Origin of the sequence: Polaromonas sp. (assembly GCF_016185115.1) — a bacterium.
Taxonomy (GTDB): Bacteria; Pseudomonadota; Gammaproteobacteria; order Burkholderiales; family Burkholderiaceae_C; genus Polaromonas.
Window position 1 is genome coordinate 83,189 of the sequence record NZ_JACPOF010000008.1, and the last position, 15,054, is coordinate 98,242.

The 15,054-nt window shown below is 59.8% G+C and carries 15 protein-coding genes; 12 read left to right on the forward strand and 3 right to left on the reverse strand.

Annotated features, from left to right (window positions below; genetic code table 11):
* Positions 1-25: 25 nt before the first annotated feature.
* Positions 26-931 carry a LysR family transcriptional regulator gene (locus HYX42_RS05465; RefSeq protein WP_293400662.1) on the forward strand — a complete coding sequence of 302 codons (906 nt, stop codon included), beginning with the start codon at positions 26-28 and terminating at the stop codon, positions 929-931.
* Here HYX42_RS05465 and HYX42_RS05470 read toward each other — a convergent pair.
* On the reverse strand, positions 928-2,115 hold the full coding sequence (locus HYX42_RS05470) for an MFS transporter (RefSeq protein WP_293400902.1): 1,188 nt from the start codon (positions 2,113-2,115) through the stop codon (positions 928-930). The genes HYX42_RS05465 and HYX42_RS05470 overlap by 4 nt on opposite strands.
* Before the next feature lie 559 nt (positions 2,116-2,674).
* Here HYX42_RS05470 and HYX42_RS05475 point away from each other — a divergent pair.
* From HYX42_RS05475 to HYX42_RS05520, 10 genes are all read left to right on the forward strand, one after another.
* The gene (locus HYX42_RS05475) at positions 2,675-3,817 is read left to right on the forward strand and encodes a cupin domain-containing protein (protein ID WP_293400664.1); all 1,143 of its coding nucleotides are present in this window, start codon (positions 2,675-2,677) and stop codon (positions 3,815-3,817) included.
* A 9-nt stretch (positions 3,818-3,826) separates the two neighbouring features.
* Positions 3,827-4,960 carry a hypothetical protein gene (locus HYX42_RS05480; RefSeq protein ID WP_293400666.1) on the forward strand — a complete coding sequence of 378 codons (1,134 nt, stop codon included), beginning with the start codon at positions 3,827-3,829 and terminating at the stop codon, positions 4,958-4,960.
* Positions 4,961-4,995: 35 nt separating this feature from the next.
* Positions 4,996-5,382 (forward strand): RidA family protein, encoded by a 387-nt coding sequence (locus tag HYX42_RS05485; RefSeq protein ID WP_293400668.1) that lies wholly within the window; start codon positions 4,996-4,998, stop codon positions 5,380-5,382.
* A gap of 45 nt (positions 5,383-5,427) precedes the next feature.
* Positions 5,428-6,021 (forward strand): glutathione S-transferase family protein, encoded by a 594-nt coding sequence (locus HYX42_RS05490; RefSeq protein WP_293400669.1) that lies wholly within the window; start codon positions 5,428-5,430, stop codon positions 6,019-6,021.
* 33 nt (positions 6,022-6,054) lie between these two features.
* On the forward strand, positions 6,055-6,903 hold the full coding sequence (locus HYX42_RS05495) for an ABC transporter ATP-binding protein (RefSeq protein ID WP_293400670.1): 849 nt from the start codon (positions 6,055-6,057) through the stop codon (positions 6,901-6,903).
* A complete protein-coding gene (locus HYX42_RS05500) occupies positions 6,900-7,739 on the forward strand; it encodes an ABC transporter permease (RefSeq protein WP_293400671.1) in 840 nt (279 codons plus the stop codon). The genes HYX42_RS05495 and HYX42_RS05500 overlap by 4 nt, the downstream gene beginning before the upstream one ends.
* A gap of 84 nt (positions 7,740-7,823) precedes the next feature.
* Complete coding sequence (locus HYX42_RS05505) at positions 7,824-8,861, forward strand: ABC transporter substrate-binding protein (RefSeq protein ID WP_293400673.1); 1,038 nt, start codon at positions 7,824-7,826, stop codon at positions 8,859-8,861.
* Between the two features lie 27 nt (positions 8,862-8,888).
* The gene (locus HYX42_RS05510; protein ID WP_293400675.1) at positions 8,889-10,388 is read left to right on the forward strand and encodes an aldehyde dehydrogenase family protein; all 1,500 of its coding nucleotides are present in this window, start codon (positions 8,889-8,891) and stop codon (positions 10,386-10,388) included.
* A gap of 9 nt (positions 10,389-10,397) precedes the next feature.
* Positions 10,398-12,029, forward strand: a complete 1,632-nt coding sequence (locus HYX42_RS05515; RefSeq protein WP_293400677.1) for a choline dehydrogenase — start codon at positions 10,398-10,400, stop codon at positions 12,027-12,029.
* Positions 12,030-12,043: 14 nt separating this feature from the next.
* Positions 12,044-12,970, forward strand: a complete 927-nt coding sequence (locus HYX42_RS05520; RefSeq protein ID WP_293400679.1) for a hypothetical protein — start codon at positions 12,044-12,046, stop codon at positions 12,968-12,970.
* A 37-nt stretch (positions 12,971-13,007) separates the two neighbouring features.
* On the opposite strand, the gene HYX42_RS05525 is transcribed toward HYX42_RS05520, so the two are convergent.
* On the reverse strand, positions 13,008-13,691 hold the full coding sequence (locus HYX42_RS05525; RefSeq protein WP_293400681.1) for an FCD domain-containing protein: 684 nt from the start codon (positions 13,689-13,691) through the stop codon (positions 13,008-13,010).
* A gap of 95 nt (positions 13,692-13,786) precedes the next feature.
* Positions 13,787-14,263, reverse strand: coding sequence for a peptidylprolyl isomerase (locus tag HYX42_RS05530; RefSeq protein WP_293400683.1), 477 nt, complete (start codon positions 14,261-14,263; stop codon positions 13,787-13,789).
* 164 nt (positions 14,264-14,427) lie between these two features.
* Here HYX42_RS05530 and HYX42_RS05535 point away from each other — a divergent pair, with 164 nt between their 5' ends.
* A complete protein-coding gene (locus tag HYX42_RS05535; RefSeq protein WP_293400685.1) occupies positions 14,428-15,027 on the forward strand; it encodes an esterase in 600 nt (199 codons plus the stop codon).
* The last annotated feature ends 27 nt before the right edge of the window (positions 15,028-15,054 follow it).

Consider the following 15,054-nt stretch of genomic DNA (forward strand, 5'->3'; position numbering starts at 1 on the left):
ATTCTGGATATATACAATCCATGGTATGGATATACGCTCCATTGACATGAATTTGCTGGTGGTCTTCGACGCCATGATCGAGCACCGCAGCGTGACCCGTGCAGCCGAGGCCATAGGCCTGAGCCAGCCGGCGATGAGCGCTGCAGTGGCACGTTTGCGCAACTGGTTTGACGACCCGCTGTTTGTAAAGACCGGCGCAGAGATGAAGGCCACGCCGCGTGCGCTGGCACTGGCCACACCGGTGCGCCGCGTGATTGAGACGGTCAAGGGCGAAATCCTGCAGCGCTCGGGGTTTGACCCGCAGACCACGGACCGCGTCTTCACCCTGTTGATGCCCGATATCGCAGAGGTTAATTTTTTGCCAAAGTTGCTGGCGGAAATTTCGAAGAACGCACCTGGCGCCAGGATTCGCACCGTGTCGCGCTCGCGGCCTGCGGCGGCTGAAGCGCTGGAGTCAGGCGAGGCCGAGCTGGCGGTGGGTTACTTTCCCGACCTGCACAAGGCGGGCTTCTTCAGGCAGAAACTTTTTGACAGCCCGCATGTGTGCATAGTGCGCGCAGACCATCCGACTGTCGGCAACAAGCTGACCATGAAGCAGTACCTGGCGCTGTCGCATGTGGTGGTGCATCCCGAAGGCCGCGAGCATGTGTTCGAGCTTTTTCTCGGTGCGCAGGGGCTGAAGCGGCGTGTGCTGCTGGAGCTGTCGCACTTCATGAGCCTGCTGCCGGTGATAGAAAGCTCGGACCTGATTGCCACCGTACCGTCGGACCTGGCCGACGTGTGCCAGCGTTACACCAACATCCGCATACTTGATGCGCCCATCAAGTCACCGCTGATTGCCGTGCACCAGTTCTGGCACAGGCGTTTTCACAAGGACCCGGCCAACGTCTGGCTGCGGGGTGTGATTCATTCGCTTCTCGCTGCTGCTTAAGGCTGGCTCGGCGGTTTGGGCAGCCACGCGAAGCCGAGCGCACCGATGGCCAGCAAGGCGGCAATGCTGGCGAGCACGGCGGTGTAGGGTTCTGCGCCATGTGCAGCCGCATAGGTGGCTACGGTACCGGTGAACCACTGCATGACGGCAACGCCCATGAACATGGACATCGTGAAAAGCGCCATGGCACGCCCGGTGATGGCGGGCGAATAGGCATTGCGCACATCGGCGTACTGCAGCACCAGGTAGCCCGAGAGCAGTCCGATAAATACGGGGCCTATCACGTCAATCCAGGTGCTGTGTGTGAACGCAAACACTGTGAACAGTGCTGCCATCAACAGCGTGAAGCCCACCAGCCATTTGCGCCTGCTTGCAGGGCCGGGGTCCAGCCGACCGAACAGGGGCGCGCTGATTTGCGACGCAATCGACATGATGATGGCCACGTTGCCGCTTTGCACAAGGGAGAAATCATGCCGGTGCATCAGCAGCGGGCCCAGCCAGAGGCCGCGCAGCGAAATGAATGAGGCGTAGCCCACGCAGCCGAGCAGCACAATGCCTGCGGTGTGCGGCAGCAAAAACAGCGCGCCAAATTTGCGGATCGCTTCATGCATGGACTCTTTGGGTTGCGGAGTGTCGCCACCGGGTAATACGGGTTCATGCACCAGCGCCCAGATCAGCAGCCATGCCAGCGCGCCCATGCTGCCCAAAGCCGCAAAACCCATGCGCCAGGAGGTCGCCTCGATCAGCCATGCAAGCGGGGTACCGGTCAGCAGCATGCCCACGCCGCTCAGGCCCAGCGTGATGCCGGCGACTGCCGCGAAGCGCTCAGGCGGAAAGTGGCGGGCGATGAACACGGTACAGACCAGGAAGGCCGGCGCGCAGCCTATGCCGATCAAGACTTGGCCCGCCACCAGCATGCCGTAGCTGCCAGCCATCGCTGAAATCACAGAGCCGGCAATCGCAATCGGGAATGCCGTGAGCACGGTACGCCGCACGCCATGGAGGTCTATGCCTATGCCCATGAACAACTGCATGGCGCCAAACGCGAAATGGAATGAGCCGGCAAAGGTGCCAAGTGCCTGTGCGCTCAGGTGAAAGTCGTTTTGCAGCGGCGCCGCCATGATGGCGCCGACGGTGCGATAAGCCTGACTGAGTGTGAACGCCGCTGTGAGGGCGAACAGCATGACCCAGAGGTGGCGGCCTTCAGGGCTGGGAATGGCTGGGTTTGCGGTAGGGGCCTGAGCAGGTCGCGTGGTCATTAAAAGGTGTGTTGTTGATTTGTGTCAGGCCTGGTGCAGGCGGTCCGACGGGCTTGGGGCGCAGACCCCCAAGCTTAACAATCGCGGCGAGCCCGGGCTGCACCAGCAAGGGGCATCAATCGCACCGAAATTTAACCAATTAATTCAACCAAATATATTTTGGTTGAATTGGGGCGGTCAAATGAGCAAAGCCACGCTGGACGTTTCACAGGGTAAACAACATCGCCGCTTGGCCAGGAGGGAAAAACAGTAATAAATTCAATTAAATCAACATTTTTTACTTTTTTCAGGGAGCGTCAGAGGTGTTTTTGGGGTGCATAAAACTGACTAAAACCTTAATCTCTGGTCAGGAATTTTGAAGGTTGGCTTGGTTTATGCATAACAAAATAAACAACCAAAAACAACCAAGTTAATACGGTTGACATTTGTGGTTGACGGTGGTCGAATTAATCAGCTTCTGTTTTTGACTTTAAGGAATATCGATATGACCAGCACTGTTGCCGAACCCAAAACCTCGATTGGCAGGGAAGAAGAGCTCAAGTCCATGTATGAGCAAATCAATGCCAAAAACATGTTTCCTTTCTGGGCAAAACGCTCGGATGTTGAGCACGACGAGATCAAGCAGCTCATGGAGGGGGTCAAGGCCGTACCCTTTCACTGGAGCTACAAGCGCGACCTGGAGCCGCTGATTCACCAGTCGGCACGCCTGATCAACCACGCGGACTCCGACCGGCGCTCGCTGGTTCTGGTCAACCCCGGCCTCAAGCCCAAGCGCGCCACCGTCACCACGCTCTACACGGCTTATCGCCTGAATGACCCGAACGAGGTCATGCCGCCGCACCGCCACACCGCCAGTGCCATTCGCCTGGGCCTGACCGGCCAGCAAAACTTCACCGGCGTTGAAGGGGAAGACATCGTGTTTGGCCATGGCGACATGGTGCTCACGCCGCGTGACACCTGGCATAACCATGGCAATGTCGGTTCCGAGCCGGCCATCAACCTGTCTGTGCTGGACTACCCGCTGGTCGAGACGCTCAATGCCCTGCAGTTTGAGCATGACTACAAGGAAGACGGCAAGATCAAGAAAAAGCAGACTGCGCGCTTCACGCCCGACTACTCGGCCCGCATGTATGGCACGGGTGGCATGACGCCGCGTTTTGTGGACCACCGCCGCGGTGGTGGCGATTCGTCGCCTATGTATGTCTACCGCTACGAAGCAATGCGCGAATACCTGGAGCGCAACCGTGAGTGGGACGGCAACCCCTACGAAGGCCTGCTGGTTGAATACACCAACCCGATCCGCGGCGGCCCGGTCTACAAAACCATGACCTTCTTCATGCAGATGCTGCGCCCCGGCGAGAAGACGCTGGCGCTCAAGCAGACGGCCAGCCTGCTGATTTCCCCACTCGAAGGTTCGTGCAAATGCATCGTTGACGGCGAATCCTTTGCGGTGGACAAGTTCGACACCATGGCCGTGCCCGGCAACGGCTGGATGGAGCTGCATAACACCAGCGCCACCGAGCCCGCCATCCTGTTCATCGCCAGTGACGAGAACGCGCTTGATGCGTTTGGCCTGCTGCAGCGTTTTGGCAGGACGGCTTCCGGCGAAGTCATTCGCCTGGTCTGAGGAGATCTTTTGGCACGCTCCCTCAATACACGCCTGCTCAGCCATGTGGACTGCCCCGGCGGCGGCCAGGTCTGGGTAGACAAAAACATCATGTATGTCTCGCACATGCGTCCGCCCGATGGCACATCCATCTACGACGTGTCTGATCCCTTGCACCCGAAGTTCCTGTTCACGATGAATGTGCCCATGGGCTGGCACTCGCACAAGGTGCGCGCGCAGGACGGCATCATGATCGTCAACTACGAGAAGTTCCGCGAAGGCGCCCCTGATTTTGGCGGTGGCCTGGGCATCTTTGATGTGTCGAAACCAGGTGCGCCAAAGCTGATCAACAAATGGCAGGTCAGCACCAAAGGCGGGGGTGGTGTGCACCGCTTCAGCTTTGATGGCCGCTACGCCTACATTTCGCCGACTGCAGATGGTTATGTCGGCAACATCATGAAGATCCTCGATCTGGCCAATCCGGCCAAACCGGAGGAAGTATCAAGCTGGTGGATTCCCGGCCAGCATATTGCCGGCGGTGAGGAATACCCCTGGGACAACTTCGTGACGCCGCGCTGCCACCATCCGCTGCGCCTGGGTGACCGCCTGTATGTGTCGTACTGGCATCACGGATTTTTTATCCTCGACATCTCGGATATGTCGCGGCCAAAGCTGGTGTCGAGCGTGAACAGCAGCCCGGCGCACCCGCACCCGACGCACACCGCGTTGCCGATTCCCTGGCTGCTCAAGGAGCGCAACATCCTGCTGGTGGCCGATGAAGATGTGGCCAAGCTGCGTCCCAGCGCGCCGGCCTTTACCTGGATTTATGACATCACGCATGAGCAGCAGCCCATGCCGATTTCAACCTTCCAGGTCGAAGGCATAGATATCGACGGACGGCCGCAGGAAGCCATGACGGGTTGCCACCAGCCGTCAGAGAAGTTCTTCAACAACATCATTCCCTTTGCGTGGTTTGCACAGGGCCTGCGCCTGCTGGACATCTCTGATCCGTTCAGGCCGAAAGAAGTTGGTTTTTACGAACCGGATGTGCCTGCGGGTTACCAGCGTGTGTCGTCCAACGACGTGACCATGGACGAGCGGGGCATCGTCTACCTGCTGGACCGCCAGCAGGGGCTGGACATCATCGAGTGCTTCCCGCACTGACCATTCAACAAAAAAGAGACGCAAAGGAATCACCCATGAGCAATCCCAACGTGCAGGTTTACGGCAAGAAAAACCCCAACCTGCCTTTTCATCCTGCAGTTCGCGCCGGCGACTTTGTCTTCCTCTCGGGCCAGGTAGCCAAGGACGAAGACGGCAACATGGTCAGCGGAACGATAGAACTTGAAACGCACGCCACCATCAAGGCCTGCCAGCGCATTCTGGAAAGTGCCGGCTGCACGCTCGATGACGTCGTCAAGGCCACCATTTTTCTTGAAGATGCACGGGACTTCGGCCGCTACAACGGCGTCTTCAAGGAGTACTTTCCCGAGGGTCGGCTGGCGCGCACCACGGTAGAAGCACGCGCCGCCATCTCGACCCGCATCGAGATTGAAATGACCGCCTACAAGCCGCTTGCGAAATAAGCAGGCAAAGCCCCACACATCCATCACCACATCAAAGGACACCTCATGTACAAATTACTCGGCCGCGCCACCTCAGGCAATGTTCAGAAAGTCATCTTCCTGCTCAAGGAAATCAATGCCGCCTACGAGCGCGTGGACTATGGCCGCCAGTTCGAAAACACCACCACACCCGAATACCTGGCGATCAACCCGACGCAGAAAGTGCCTACCCTGGTCGACGGTGACCTGACGGTCTGGGAGTCGCACACCATCCTGCGTTACGTTGCCGCGAAAGAAAAATCGGCATTGATCCCGACCGACATTGGCGCACGCACACAGGTCGAGCGCTGGATGGACTGGTTGCTGGCCGCACTCAATTCAGCCTATCTGGGCGGCTTCCGTGATGCCAAAAAAACAGAAGCAGAACGCGCACCTGACACGGTCAAAAACCTGGTGACCGAACTGACCATTCTTGAAAAGCAGCTCGGCAAAACGCCATGGGTGGCGGGCGCCGAGTTCAGCCTGGCAGACATCGCGCTGGGCCCCATCGTCAAACGTTGTGTGGCCTTCCCGTTTGAGATGCCGGCCATGCCGAACATCAGCGCCTGGCTGGCAAAGCTGGCGGAGCGCCCTGCGTTTGTCGCTGCGACGGCCGCCTGAGCTTCCCAACCCCAGCACATTCCAGACAAGACCATGCGCATGCTTCCAGAAACCACCATGCCCCCTCCCTCCCCGACCGCGACAGGCAGCGACCAGGCCCATATCTGGGCGAAGGGTGTGTCGGTTGACTTCAGCCATGCGGGGCAAACCAACCGTGTGCTGCACAACATAGACATGTCCATCCCCAAGGGCGGATTTGTATCACTGATCGGCCCGTCCGGTTGCGGAAAAAGCACCCTGCTCAAGGTACTGGCGGGGCTGCTGCAACCTGCCGAAGGTGAGGTGCGCGTGGCGGGTGTCTCGCCTGCAGAGGCCGCGCGCCAGCGGCGCATCGGCCTGGTGTTCCAGGAGGCCACGCTGATGCCCTGGAAAAATGCCATCGACAACGTCAAGGTGCTGATGGAGGTCGCTTACAAGGACAAGCCCAAAGCCGAGATCGCCGAGCGGGCGACCCAAATGCTGCGACTGGTCGGCCTCGAAAAGGCAGCAGAAAAACGCCCTTCGCAACTCTCGGGCGGCATGCGCCAGCGTGTGGCCATCGCGCGCGCCCTGGCCATGGACCCGGAAGTGCTGATGATGGACGAGCCCTTCGGTGCGCTCGATGCCATCACGCGTGAAGAGATGAGCGAGTTCCTGCTCGAGATCTGGCAGCGCACCGGCAAGACCATTGTGTTTGTAACGCATTCGATTGACGAGGCGGTGTTCCTGTCGCGTGAAGTGCATGTCATGGGTACAGGCCCTGCGCGCATCGTTGAGACCATGCCCATCACCCTGCCTTATCCACGGGTTGAGGAAACCTATTCGCTGCCTGGTTTTGCAGTGGCCTCCGGCCGGCTGCGCAGGCTTTTAAAAGACGGCCACGGATCGAAAGCAGCATCATGAGCAGCGCTACAGTCACCACCACCAATGCGGCAAATCCCGCGAACCCGGGCAATGCCCCCGGCCTCACGGGTGCGGGGCGCGTACGCCACGCGTTCAACAGCATCCTTCCGGCAATCATCCTGTCCATCGTTGTGCTGGTGGTCTGGGAAGCGATCTCGCGCATCTTCAAGCTGCCGCAGTTTGTACTGCCTGCGCCATCGTCCATAGGCAAGATACTGATCACGCGCCAGGCGTCTCTCTCGCAGGCGGCCTGGGTCACGGCGGAAGAAATCCTTTATGGCTTCCTGCTTTCCGCGGTCGTCGGCATGCTGATTGCAGTGACGATTGCGCGCTTCGAACGCATGGGCCGGGCGGTTTACCCGCTGATGGTGCTGTTCCAGAACGTGCCCAAGATCGCACTGGCGCCGCTGTTCATCCTCTGGTTCGGCTATGACCTCGCACCCAAGATCCTGCTGATCGTCGTGATGGCGTTTTTCCCGGTCGCCCTGAACATGCTGGTAGGCCTGCAGTCAGCTGACCCCAATCTTGTCACGCTGATGCGCACGGTAGGCGCGTCTCGCACGGAAATCCTCATGCGGGTGCAGATTCCTAATTCGCTGCCTTACCTGATGTCGGGCATCAAGATCGCGATCACGCTGAGCGTGATTGGGGCCATCGTCGGCGAGTTTGCCGGGGCTTCGGCAGGGCTGGGTTACATGATCCAGTTTGCTTCGACGCAGATGGAAACCTCGCTGGTGTTCGCGGCACTGATCCAGATCTCGCTGCTCGGCATGTTCTTTTACTACGCCATTGAATTCATCGAGTGGAAGTACATCTCCTGGGCGCCCAAGCTCTGAACTTCGCTTAAGCCAATTTCCCCTGCCTCTGTTTCTTTTTCTGTCTGTCCTTGTTACCCCATCAATCCTGAAAGGATGAAAGCCGTGAAAACCCTATCGAAACTTGTCCGCTGCCTCTCCATTGCGGGCGCCGCATTTGTCATGACGTCTGCCGCGTTGGCCCAGGCCCCCGCGAAGATGGATGACGTCTCTGTCCAGCTTGACTGGGTGGTGCGCTCCGACCACGCGATGTTTTTTGTCGCCAAGGAAAAAGGCTTCTTCGCACAAAACGGCATCAACCTGACGGCTGTCCGCAAGGGCACAGGCTCGACCGATGCCCTGCGCCTGGTCGGTAACGGCAATGCGGAGTTCGGTTTTGCAGACCTGCCCACGCTCATGGTCGGCCGCGTGCAGTCCGTGCCTGTGGTGGCCCTCGCCGCAGTCAACCAGAAGAGCCCGATGGCCATGATCTCGATCAAGTCGAAAAAGCCCATCACCAAACCCAGTGACCTCAAGGGCATGAACATCGGCGTTCATTCGTCCGGTTCAACCTACGTGTTTCTCAAGGCCTTTCTTGCTGCCAACGGCATGAGCCTGGCTGACATCAAGCAAAGCACTGTGGCCCCTCCTTATGAGAGCTTCCTCGTGCTGGGCCGTGTAGATGCAGTCCCCGGCTACATCAATGCAGAAGTGCCGGAGCTGGAAGACAAGGTCGGGGGCGCAGGTTCGCTCTCCATCGTGCAGGGTGCTGACTTCGGCTATCGCGCCTATGGATCGGGCATGTTCACCTCCGAGAAACTGATTGCGGAGAAGCCGGACCTGGTGGCACGCTTCACAAAGGCGTACCTGCAGGCTTTCCAGTTTGTGGCCGAGAACCCCAAGGAAGCCGTTGACATCGTCATCAAGCTCAATCCTGAATACGCTGCCAAGGCAGATATTCTGAACAAGCAGTTGCAGACCAACCTGACGCGCAGCTTCTTCAGTGATGCCACCAAAGCCAATGGTCTGGGCGTGATCACGGCGCAGCAATGGAAAGAAACTGCAGAAACGCTGATCGCACAGGAAGTCCTGCCGAAAACAGCCAGCCTCACCGCCGGTTACGACATGCGATTCCAGACCGCCGCCAAACCGGTACGCCGCTGATTTTTTAACTTCACCAGAACCTGCCGCATGACTCCAGCCAGCAAAGCCACCGGACCCCAGACAGCCCTGGCGCCCGCCAACAATGGTCTCTTTTACGCGGGTGGCTGGCATGCGCCTGTGGCTGGTGAATACATTGACATCACCGAGCCGGGCAGCGGCAGGCAACTGGGCCGTGCACCGGTCGCCACTTCTGTGGATGCAGAGCTGGCGGTGGCTGCTGCAAAAAAAGGTTTTGCTGTCTGGCGTGACACGCCGCCGCTGGAGCGGGCGCGCGTTCTGAAAAGTATTGCGGCGAAGTTGCGCCTGCATGCCGATGAACTGGCGCTGCTGGATGCGGCGGACTGTGGCAACCCGGTGAAGGAAATGGCGGCGGACGTGATGGTGGCGGCCGCGCTGTTTGAATTTTTTGCCGGGCTGGTCACCGAACTCAAGGGCGCTTCCATCCCCATGGGGCCGAACGCCGTCAATTTTTCAGTGCGTGAACCACTCGGTGTGGTCGCACGCATTGTGGCTTTTAACCACCCCTTCATGTTTGCTGCCGGCAAGATGGCCGCGCCGCTGGCTGCGGGCAATGCCATCATCATCAAGCCGCCTGAGCAGGCGCCGCTTTCGGCCTTGCGCCTGGCTGAAATCGTGGGCGACATGCTGCCGCCGGGGGTTCTCTCCATCCTGCCGGGTGGCCGCGAGGTGGGCATGGCGCTGGTGGCGCACAAGGACGTGGCCATGATTGGCCTCGTGGGCAGCGTGCCCACCGGGCGCGCTGTCATGAAGCTGGCGGCCGAGCGTCTCAAACCGGTATTGCTGGAACTCGGTGGCAAAAATGCGCTGATTGCGTATCCCGATGTAGACCCGGCAGAAGTAGCGGCCGGCATTGTGGCCGGCATGAACTTCACCTGGTGCGGGCAATCGTGCGGCTCTACCAGCCGTGCCTTTGTGCATGCCGATATTTACGATGAGGTCATTGCGGCGGTAAAGCTGCAATGCGCGCAGTATGTGCCGGGCCTGCCGACCGACTACGCAACTTCAATGGGCGCCATCATCAGCCGTGAGCAGCATGACAAGGTGCTGGGTTTTATTGCATCGGCCAAATCCGATGGCGCAACGCTGGTGTGTGGTGGCAAGGTGCCCGATGCGCCTGAACTGGCTGGCGGCTTTTATGTAGAGCCGACGGTGTTTGCCGATGTGACACAAAACATGCGCATTGCATCTGAAGAGATTTTCGGGCCTGTGCTGTCCATCCTGAAATGGAACGACGAAGAGGCGATGATGGAAGACGTCAATGGTGTGGACTACGGCCTGACCTGCGCCATCTGGACCAACGATCTTGAAAAGGCACACCGCACGGCCCAGCGCACGCAGGCGGGTTTTGTCTGGATAAATGAAGTCGGCAAACATTTTCTGGGCGCGCCGTTTGGCGGCGTCAAGCAGTCCGGCATAGGCCGTGAGGAATGCCTGGCTGAACTGCTGGCCTTCACCTCTGAAAAAAACATCCACATCAGCCTGCGGCGTGTCGCGCGCAAGGATTGAGGGTCGGCCATGCAAGAGACGTACGACTATGTGATCGTGGGCGCTGGCTCGGCCGGTTGCACACTGGCCAACCGCCTGAGCGAAGACCCCAGGGTCAAGGTGTTGTTGCTTGAAGCTGGCGGCTGGGACCGTGACCCCTGGATAAAAATCCCGCTGGGCTGGGGCAAGATTTTGCAGAACCGCCTGCACGACTGGATGTACTTTGCCGAGCCGGAGGCGAATGTCGATGGCCGACGCGTCGAATGCGCGCGTGGCAAGGTGGTAGGCGGCTCGTCATCGACAAATGCCATGGCCTGGGTGCGCGGCAACCCGAATGACTTCAACCGCTGGGCCAGCCAGTACGGCCTGCCTGAATGGGACTATGCGCATGTGCTGCCCTACTTCAAACGCCAGGAAAGCTGGGAAGGTGGGGCGACAGGCGAGCGTGGCAGTGACGGCCCTGTCGGTGTGCAGCGCTGCAAATATGAAGACCCGCTGATCGGGGCGTATGGCGAAGCCGCCAAAACCGCCGGTCATGCCTGGACCGACGACTACAACACTGAAAAGCAGGATGGTTTCAGCCGCCTGCAGATGAGCATTCGCAACGGGGCGCGCTGCAGTACGTCTGTGGCCTACCTGCGGCCAGCCCTGCACCGCCCCAACCTGACGGTGAAGGTCAACATCCTTGCCTCGCGTGTGCTGCTTGATGCGGGCAAAGCGACTGGCGTTGAGTACACCGAAAAAGGCCGCATCAAAACTGCGACTGCCTCGCGTGAAGTGCTGCTCTGCGGCGGTGTCATCAACACGCCGCAACTGCTGATGCTCTCGGGCATAGGCGACCCTGAACAGCTCGCGGGGCACGGCATCAAAACGCAGGTGGCCTTAAAGGGCGTGGGCGCCAACCTGCAGGACCATGTGTCGGTGGTGGTGATGTACCAGCGCAAAAAGCCCGGTCCTTTTCACCGCATGATGCGGCTGGACCGCATTGGGCCGGCCATCATCCGTGCCTGGCTCACGGGCAAGGGCTTTGCAGCCGATGTGCCCGGTGGTGTGGTGGGCTTTCTCAAAAGCCAGCCCGGCCTGGACACGCCAGATCTGCAGATGCTGTTGACAGCGGCGCCGTTGCCGGCGTGGCCCTACCTGTGGCCGTTCAAAAAACCTTTCAACGACGGCTTTGCATGCCGCACCGTTATGCTGCATCCGCAAAGCAGGGGCAGGGTTGAACTGGCGTCGAAAGACCCTGCTGCCGCGCCAAAGATATTCCAGAACTTCCTCGGTCATGCTGCAGACTGGAAAGCCGTACGTGCTGCCATTCGCCAGATCCGCGAGATTGCAAAACAACCGGAACTCGCACCTTTCATGGGCCGCGAGACCGTGCCTGGGCCGCAATGCGAGACCGACGAAGCACTCGATGCGTTTATCCGCAAATCGGCCATCACTGTTCACCACCCGGCCGGCACCTGCCGTATGGGGGCTGTGGACGATGCCATGAGCGTGGTGGACACCAACCTGTGCGTGATCGGTGTCCGGGGTCTGCGGGTGGTCGATGCCTCTGTCATGCCCGACCTGACATCCGGCAACATCAATGCGCCCGTGATCATGATTGCCGAGCGCGCTGCTGACCTGATTGCCGGGCGGCCCACGCTGGCTCCGGCATTCTGAGCAGACCCGGCAAGATGTTTCCACAGTCCATCGCACAAGGTTCACGGCACAGCGTGCTGGTGGCCCATTCTGTGTCGGATGCGGCGATGGACAGGCTGCAGACGTTTTTCGACGTGGAGACACGCATCGCAAAAGAAGTGCCTTCGGGTGACGACCTGGTGGACTGGCTGCAGGGCAAGGCCGGCATCATGGCGGACACGCGTTTTGTGTTCGACGCCCCTCTTGTGCGCCGCCTGCCCACACTCAAAGCCATTTGCAACCTGGACGCCGGCCATGGCAACCTTGATCTGGAAGCATTGACCCGTGCCGGCATACGTGCCACCAGTACGCCAGAAGCCGGCTCCGCCCAGCTTGTCACGGAAGCTGCGGTGGATGGGGCCTGGCGCGAGATCACGCGCTGGCTGGCAAACGCGTCGCCTACTTCAGGTGAGGACGGGCGTTACAGCGGCCGATGGTCGCGCCGCGTGTTGCTGGCAGAACCCGTCAATGCGGCACGGCTGGGCATCGTGGGTGCCGGATCGTTTGCCCAGGCCCTTGTGCTGCGTGCGCAGGCAGACAGATTGCAGGTCTTGAATGCTGCGGCTGATGCAGGGAATTTCTGGCGTAGCGCAGATGCTGTTGTGCTGGCGGCCGGTGAAGACGCTTTTCCTGTGTGTATTACCGCCGCTGATATGAGCCTGATGAAGCCCGGTGCATGTGTGTTCAATTTCTCGGGTGAGAAGGCCGTCGCGGCTGACATTCTTTCTGACACCAGGCTTCGCGGCCGCATTCTGGACTGCGATCCCGCATCGGGTCACGGTTTGGCGGCAAGCGGTGAGGCCATGCTCAACCGCACACTGGTCGCTGCCGAGGACCTGATTGCATCGCTGGGGTTCGGGCGCAACAGCTGGCATCCGCAGCATTTGCTCAACCCCGACATCCTCTGCGACTCCTGCTGCTAGGGCGCAAGCCCCTGGATGCCTGCCGGCCACCGCCGGGCTAATCTGGTGTGGAACCCGCCGGGTTCAGTGAAATCCTGTCAAGAATCTGTGACTGCACCATATGCAGGTGGGCGCGCATGGCTTTTTCTGCGCCATCCGGATCGCGTGCGGCAATGGCAGCGGCAATCAGATGGTGTTCCGAGTCGCGCTGGCGCAGGCGTGCCGGAGGCCTGGGCTTGACGTTTTGTACGTAAATGCGCGCATCAGCGCCTATTTGCCGTAAAAGTGCATATAAATCGGCCGCCAACGTGTTGCGGGTGGCTTGGGCAATCAGGCGGTGGAAGGTCAGGTCGGCTGAGGAGCTCTCGGTTTCTGCCAGGGTGGTCGCGGCTTTTTCGATGCGGGCGATTTCCAGCGGTGTGGCGCGTAGCGCTGCCAGGCGTGCCAGTATGGGCTCCAGTGCCAGCCGCAGTTCAATGACCTCCAGCGGATTGGTGTCACGGGCCAGCGCGGCCCCGCCACGCGCCAGGGCTGTATGTCTGCGGGGCGCACTGCTGGCCAGTTCGCCGGAGGCGCGCATGCGTATCAGGGCCTTGCGCAGGGTATGGCGGTTGACGTTGAGTTGCTCGCACAACATGCGCTCCGCAGGGAGCTTGTTGCCATCAGCCATCCGCTTGCGAAGTGTCTCGACAAGGCTGTCGATATCGACTTCCCGGGCGGCTGGACGGACCACTGTATTCATCGCCCCAGTATACGACCGCCTCTGGTTGTCTGCTCTGGTTACGTCACTGGTTGAAAACCTGGTTGAGCTGATGCGCGGCCCCTGGGCGGTGCATCCTAATGATGGTGGCCGTGCTCGCCGTGAACGTGCTGGTGGGCAATTTCTTCTTCGGACGCGACGCGCACACCGGTGACCTTGAGCGTGAAGCGCAGCTCCTTGCCTGCGAGCGGGTGGTTGCCGTCCAGCAGTACGGTGTCGCCCTTGATTTTCATGACGTTGAAGATCTGTACCTGACCATCATCGCCACGGCCTTCCAGCTGGCCGCCGACCTTTACGCCGGGCGGGAACTGTTTTTTCGGCAGGGTGCGCAGCAGGCTTTCATCGCGCAGGCCAAAAGCATCCTCGGGCTTGAGTTGCAGGACAACCTGGTAGCCAGGCTCCCTGCCGTCCAGCGCTTCTTCAATTTTGGGCAGTGTGTTGCCATAACCGCCGTGCAGGTACACCATGGGCTCCTTGCTCTCTTCGATGGTCTTGCCATTGGCTTCGGCGACCTTGAATTGCAGGGTGACAGCTGTGTTTTTTTCGATTTTCATGATCTTCCTTTGGCCGCCGGGTGGCGTGCGCAGGGGTGGAATCTTAGCAATGAAGCCGCGCCCACCAAAAAGCGGTGTTGTGGGCGACTTCAGGGCTCATTGTTGTTGCAATAATGAAAATGGAGACGGCTTTAAATGCCGATACCTCACCCTATCTGTTCGACATGACACCACTGGATACCGAGACGATTGAGCTTCTCTCTGCGGCGCCTGTGACCAGGCAATTGTTTGTGCTGTTGCACGATCAGGGCGGCACGGCAGCCGACATGCTGGCGCTGGGCAATTTGCTGGGTGATGCATTTGCCGAATCGGCGGTGCTGATTCCCGAGGGGTTGACTGGTGTGGAAGCTACTGCCGCTCTGGCTGAATTTCTGCAAGTCCAGCAGAAGCGTTTTGACGTGCTGAAAACAGATGTGGCGCTTGCCGGTCAGGGTGCAGGCGCCGACCTTGCGCTGGCGCTGGTTGATGCGCATGACGGCATGGTGGGCCGCGTGCTGGCTTTCGGCAGCGCGTATGCCGGAGCCGAGGGCAGCTTTGAAAAGGCCCCGGTGTTGACAACACTTCATTTGCTCCATGGGCAGATGGACCGCATTGCGCCGGTTGCGCTGGCACGCGGCGGGTTCGCGCACCTGATGGAATTAAGCGCAGATGCGACGCTGGATGTGGCTGCCTCGCTCGGGCATGAGCTGCACCCGGCGCTGATGGACCAGGCCGTCATGCGATTGCAGACCTGCGTACCCCTGCGCTACTGGCGCGCCGCCTGACTGGCCAGGGCAGTTCCCGGTCAATTC

Coding starts and splice junctions, on each gene's coding strand:
- HYX42_RS05465 (WP_293400662.1), top strand. CDS start 26: ATGGATATACGCTCCATTGACATGAATTTGCTGGTGGTCTTCGACGCC.
- HYX42_RS05485 (WP_293400668.1), top strand. CDS start 4,996: ATGAGCAATCCCAACGTGCAGGTTTACGGCAAGAAAAACCCCAACCTG.
- HYX42_RS05510 (WP_293400675.1), top strand. CDS start 8,889: ATGACTCCAGCCAGCAAAGCCACCGGACCCCAGACAGCCCTGGCGCCC.
- HYX42_RS05530 (WP_293400683.1), bottom strand. CDS start 14,263: ATGAAAATCGAAAAAAACACAGCTGTCACCCTGCAATTCAAGGTCGCC.
- HYX42_RS05525 (WP_293400681.1), bottom strand. CDS start 13,691: ATGAATACAGTGGTCCGTCCAGCCGCCCGGGAAGTCGATATCGACAGC.
- HYX42_RS05470 (WP_293400902.1), bottom strand. CDS start 2,115: ATGCTGTTCGCCCTCACAGCGGCGTTCACACTCAGTCAGGCTTATCGC.
- HYX42_RS05475 (WP_293400664.1), top strand. CDS start 2,675: ATGACCAGCACTGTTGCCGAACCCAAAACCTCGATTGGCAGGGAAGAA.
- HYX42_RS05520 (WP_293400679.1), top strand. CDS start 12,044: ATGTTTCCACAGTCCATCGCACAAGGTTCACGGCACAGCGTGCTGGTG.
- HYX42_RS05515 (WP_293400677.1), top strand. CDS start 10,398: ATGCAAGAGACGTACGACTATGTGATCGTGGGCGCTGGCTCGGCCGGT.
- HYX42_RS05500 (WP_293400671.1), top strand. CDS start 6,900: ATGAGCAGCGCTACAGTCACCACCACCAATGCGGCAAATCCCGCGAAC.
- HYX42_RS05535 (WP_293400685.1), top strand. CDS start 14,428: ATGACACCACTGGATACCGAGACGATTGAGCTTCTCTCTGCGGCGCCT.
- HYX42_RS05495 (WP_293400670.1), top strand. CDS start 6,055: ATGCGCATGCTTCCAGAAACCACCATGCCCCCTCCCTCCCCGACCGCG.
- HYX42_RS05490 (WP_293400669.1), top strand. CDS start 5,428: ATGTACAAATTACTCGGCCGCGCCACCTCAGGCAATGTTCAGAAAGTC.